Annotated in this window: 4 protein-coding genes; 3 read left to right on the top strand and 1 reads right to left on the bottom strand. The window is 60.1% G+C overall.

The features are described 5' to 3' along the window. Positions 1-558: ABC transporter ATP-binding protein (locus AB5164_RS09965; RefSeq protein ID WP_368148069.1), on the top strand; the 558-nt coding region annotated here is incomplete at its 5' end. Positions 559-670: 112 nt separating this feature from the next. Here AB5164_RS09965 and cysE read toward each other — a convergent pair. Next, positions 671-1,375: a serine O-acetyltransferase gene (gene cysE / locus AB5164_RS09960; protein ID WP_035138740.1), complete on the bottom strand. Its 705-nt coding sequence runs from the start codon at positions 1,373-1,375 to the stop codon at positions 671-673. A 223-nt stretch (positions 1,376-1,598) separates the two neighbouring features. Between cysE and AB5164_RS09955 the strand changes: the two genes are divergently transcribed. Next, entirely contained in the window at positions 1,599-2,237 is a 639-nt protein-coding gene (locus tag AB5164_RS09955; RefSeq protein WP_138113555.1) for a DedA family protein, read from the top strand. A 297-nt stretch (positions 2,238-2,534) separates the two neighbouring features. After that, positions 2,535-3,587, top strand: a complete 1,053-nt coding sequence (locus tag AB5164_RS09950; RefSeq protein WP_035138743.1) for a branched-chain amino acid aminotransferase — start codon at positions 2,535-2,537, stop codon at positions 3,585-3,587. Positions 3,588-3,764 lie beyond the last annotated feature (177 nt).

Genomic DNA, 3,764 nt, shown 5'->3' with positions numbered 1-3,764 from the left:
GACGGCGGGCGTATTACGCTCGACGGCGTGGATACGAGCCGCATGGATCGCGGCGAGCTACGTCAGCAGTTTGGCATGGTGCTGCAAGACGCCTGGCTGTTCGACGGCACGATTGCCGAGAACATCGCCTACGGCTGCCCCGAGGCAACGCGCGAGGAGATTGTTGCGGCTGCGCGCGCCGCCCAGGTTGACTTCTTTGTGCGCACCATGCCGCAGGGCTACGACACGCGCGTGGCCAACGATGCCGAAAGCATCAGCCAGGGCCAGCGCCAGTTGCTGACCATTGCGCGCGTGCTGCTCAACAACCCGGCGATTCTCATCCTGGACGAGGCGACCTCAAGCGTGGACACGCGCACCGAGCTTGCTATCGGCCGCGCCATGGACGCGCTTATGCGCGGGCGCACGAGCTTTGTGATCGCGCATCGCCTGTCGACGATCGTGGACGCCGACCTGATCTTGGTCATGGACCACGGCAACATTATCGAGCAGGGCACGCATAAGGAGCTGCTCGCAGCCGAGGGCGCTTACGCCGACCTCTATCTGAGTCAGTTCGCATAATGTGACAAAGGGACAGTCCCGCATGTCACATCAAAAAGAAAGGCGCGCCGGGGATGAATTCCCTGGCGCGCCTTTGCGTTGATGCCGATGTCGTTTTTTGCCGCTTGCGTTCCTAGCGTTCGTCCACGAGCTTGGCGACGAGGGCCTTGAGCTCGGCCACCTCTCGCTCGAGTTCCTTGACGCGGCGGGCATTCTCGGTGATGCCCTGGCGGTTGAGGGCGGACTGCTCGGCGGCGTCATCGGGCATGTACTCGCGATGCTGCTTGGCGTCGAAACTCTCCTCGAACACACGGCAACCGTTGCGCTTGATGATACGTCCCGGCACGCCCACGACGGTGCAGTTGTCGGGGACGTCCTTAACGACGACCGAGTTGCCGCCGATCTTGACGTTGTTGCCGATGCGGATGTTGCCGAGCACCTTGGCACCCGTGCCCACGGTGACGTTGTTGCCCAGGGTGGGGTGGCGTTTGCCGGTCTCGTTGCCGGTACCGCCGAGCGTGACGCCCTGATAGAGCACGCAGTTGTCGCCCACAATGGTGGTCTCGCCGATGACGACGCCCATGGCATGGTCGATAAAGAAGTGCTTGCCGATCTGTGCGGCGGGATGAATCTCGACGCCGGTGATATGACGGGTGATTTGCGAGAGCACGCGGGCGAGCGAGCGATGTCCATGCTCCCACAGCCAGTGCTCGGGCACGTGGTTCCACTTGGCGTGCAGGCCAGGATAGGAAAGGAAGATGACCAGACCGTTTTGCGCGGCGGGGTCCTGCGCTTGGACGGTCTTGATGTCCTCGCGAATGGTATTGATAAAGCTCACCGGCCGCCCTCCCTTAGCGCCATGGCAATGCGATTCAATAAAGTATAGCGATTCGCTAGGGATTAGGAAGGACAATCTTGGCGGCATTGCGCGACAGGTGTCAGTTATGCAAACTTGCTGGTAATGGAGTCATGCTTTTGTGGGGTTGCGCACGAGGGGGCACCGCAACCGTATACTGGTCAACTTGGACGTATCCGCGCCCACAACTGAGAGGTTTTACTTCATGGGTTTCATCAATTTTATTGCCGAGCTGCTTAAGGACCCGCGCACCGCGATCGCCAGCTGGATCGCCGCCGGCCCGCTTATGGCCTACGGCTGCGTGTTCCTGATCATCTTTATCGAGACGGGCGTGGTGTTCTTCCCGTTCCTTCCCGGTGATTCGCTGCTGTTCGCCTCGGGTTTCTTTGCCCACAATGGCGGCTTTAACATTGTGGCGCTTCTGGCCACCGCATGGGCCGCTGCCATTTTGGGCGATCAGTGCAACTTTATGATCGGTCACTTCTTTGGCCGCAAGATCATCGCTTCGGGCAAGGTCAAGGCCATGACGCCCGAGCGCATCAAAAAGTCCGAGGACTTCTTGGACAAGTGGGGTCACCTGGCCATCTTCCTGGGTCGCTTCTTCCCGTTTATCCGCACCTTTGTGCCCTTTATCGCTGGCATGGGCGGCATGCACTGGCGCAACTTTGTCGTCTTTAACGTGCTGGGCGGCATTACCTGGTCGACGGTCTTTACGCTGCTGGGCTACTTCTTTGGCGGCATTCCCTTTGTGCAGGAGCACTTTGAGCTGCTGATTATCGGCATCGTTGCCGTGTCGATCATCCCGACCGTGGTCGGTCTGGTTAAGGCCAAGCTGGGTAAATAGAACGCCTAGCTCGAGCCAGCGCGCAGACCGTACAGTTGAGGCCCGTCACCGCTTACGGTGGCGGGCCTTTTTGCTTCGGTCAAATGAAAATACTTTAGTTAGTTAAAGAAAAACGTTTTATCCGACGCGCGTGCGGAGTACAATCTCGTGCATGCGAATCGACGTGCCATCGGCTTTGATGCTGCTCGCGTGTCCCGTCCGGCTCTACGCTCCGGGCGTGCGACGTTGCGACGCGGTCGGCCTCGGTCCTTGCGTGCGGGTTCGCGAGTATGCAACTGTGTATGTAAGGAGCGACATATGACTGTCGAGAAGAAGGATATCGATTGGGGTAGCCTCGGCTTTGGCTACATGAAGACCGATTACAGCTACGAGGCCCATTGGAAGGACGGCGAGTGGGACGAGGGTGGCCTGACCACCGACCACACCCTGCATGTCTCCGAGTGCGGCGGCATCTTCCATTACTGCCAGGAGGTCTTTGAGGGCCTGAAGGCCTACACCGCCGAGGACGGCAGCATCGTCTGCTTCCGTCCCGACATGAACGCCGAGCGCATGTATAACTCTGCCCAGCGCCTCGAGATGCCCCCGTTCCCCAAGGACAAGTTCGTCGAGGCTGTCAAGCAGGTCGTTTCTGCAAACGCCGCCTGGGTTCCGCCCTTCGGTTCCGGTGCGACCCTGTACGTGCGTCCGTTTATGATCGGCTCCGGTGACGTGATTGGCGTGGCTCCCGCTCCTGAGTACACGTTCCGCATTCTCGTGACCCCGGTCGGTCCGTACTTTAAGGGTGGCCTTAAGCCCGTTAAGCTGCGCGTTTCCGAGTACGACCGTGCCGCACCGCACGGCACCGGCAATATCAAGGCCGGCCTGAACTACGCCATGTCCCTCAAGCCCACGATGGAGGCTCACCGCGAGGGCTATGCCGAGAACCTGTATCTCGATTCCGAGTCCCGCACCTATGTCGAGGAGACCGGTGGCGCTAACGTCCTGTTCGTGAAGGAGGACGGCACCCTCGTCGTTCCGCAGTCCCACACCGACTCCATTCTGCCTTCCATCACCCGCCGTTCGCTCGTTCAGGTTGCTCAGGACCTGGGCATGACCGTTGACCAGCGTCCCGTCGAGTGGGCCGAGGTCAAGGCCGGTACCTTTGTCGAGTGCGGCCTGTGCGGCACCGCTGCCGTTATCTCCCCGGTTGGCGAGATCGACAACAAGGTCTACGGTGCCGACGAGACTGTGACCTTCCCGGCTGGCTACACCGAGATCGGTCCTGTGATGAAGAAGCTCCGCGAGACCCTGACGGGCATCCAGTCTGGTGCTGTTGAGGATAAGCACAACTGGGTTTACACCGTCGCGTAATTCGTCTTACCTGCCCGGGCGGAGAGCAAGTTCCCTCCCGGCGCGTCCTCGGACATGCAAGAAGCCCTCGCTGCGCACTTCGTGTGGCGAGGGCTTCTTGCGTCCTGACGCTCCTATTTGGCAAGGTGTTTTTTAGAATCCATTTTGCGCTCGGCCTCGAAGGCTTGCCTGTCCCAA

Origin of the sequence: Collinsella aerofaciens, from assembly GCF_040915425.1 — a bacterium.
Taxonomy (GTDB): Bacteria; Actinomycetota; Coriobacteriia; order Coriobacteriales; family Coriobacteriaceae; genus Collinsella; species Collinsella aerofaciens_BW.
This window is presented reverse-complemented; position numbering and strand designations above follow the sequence as displayed.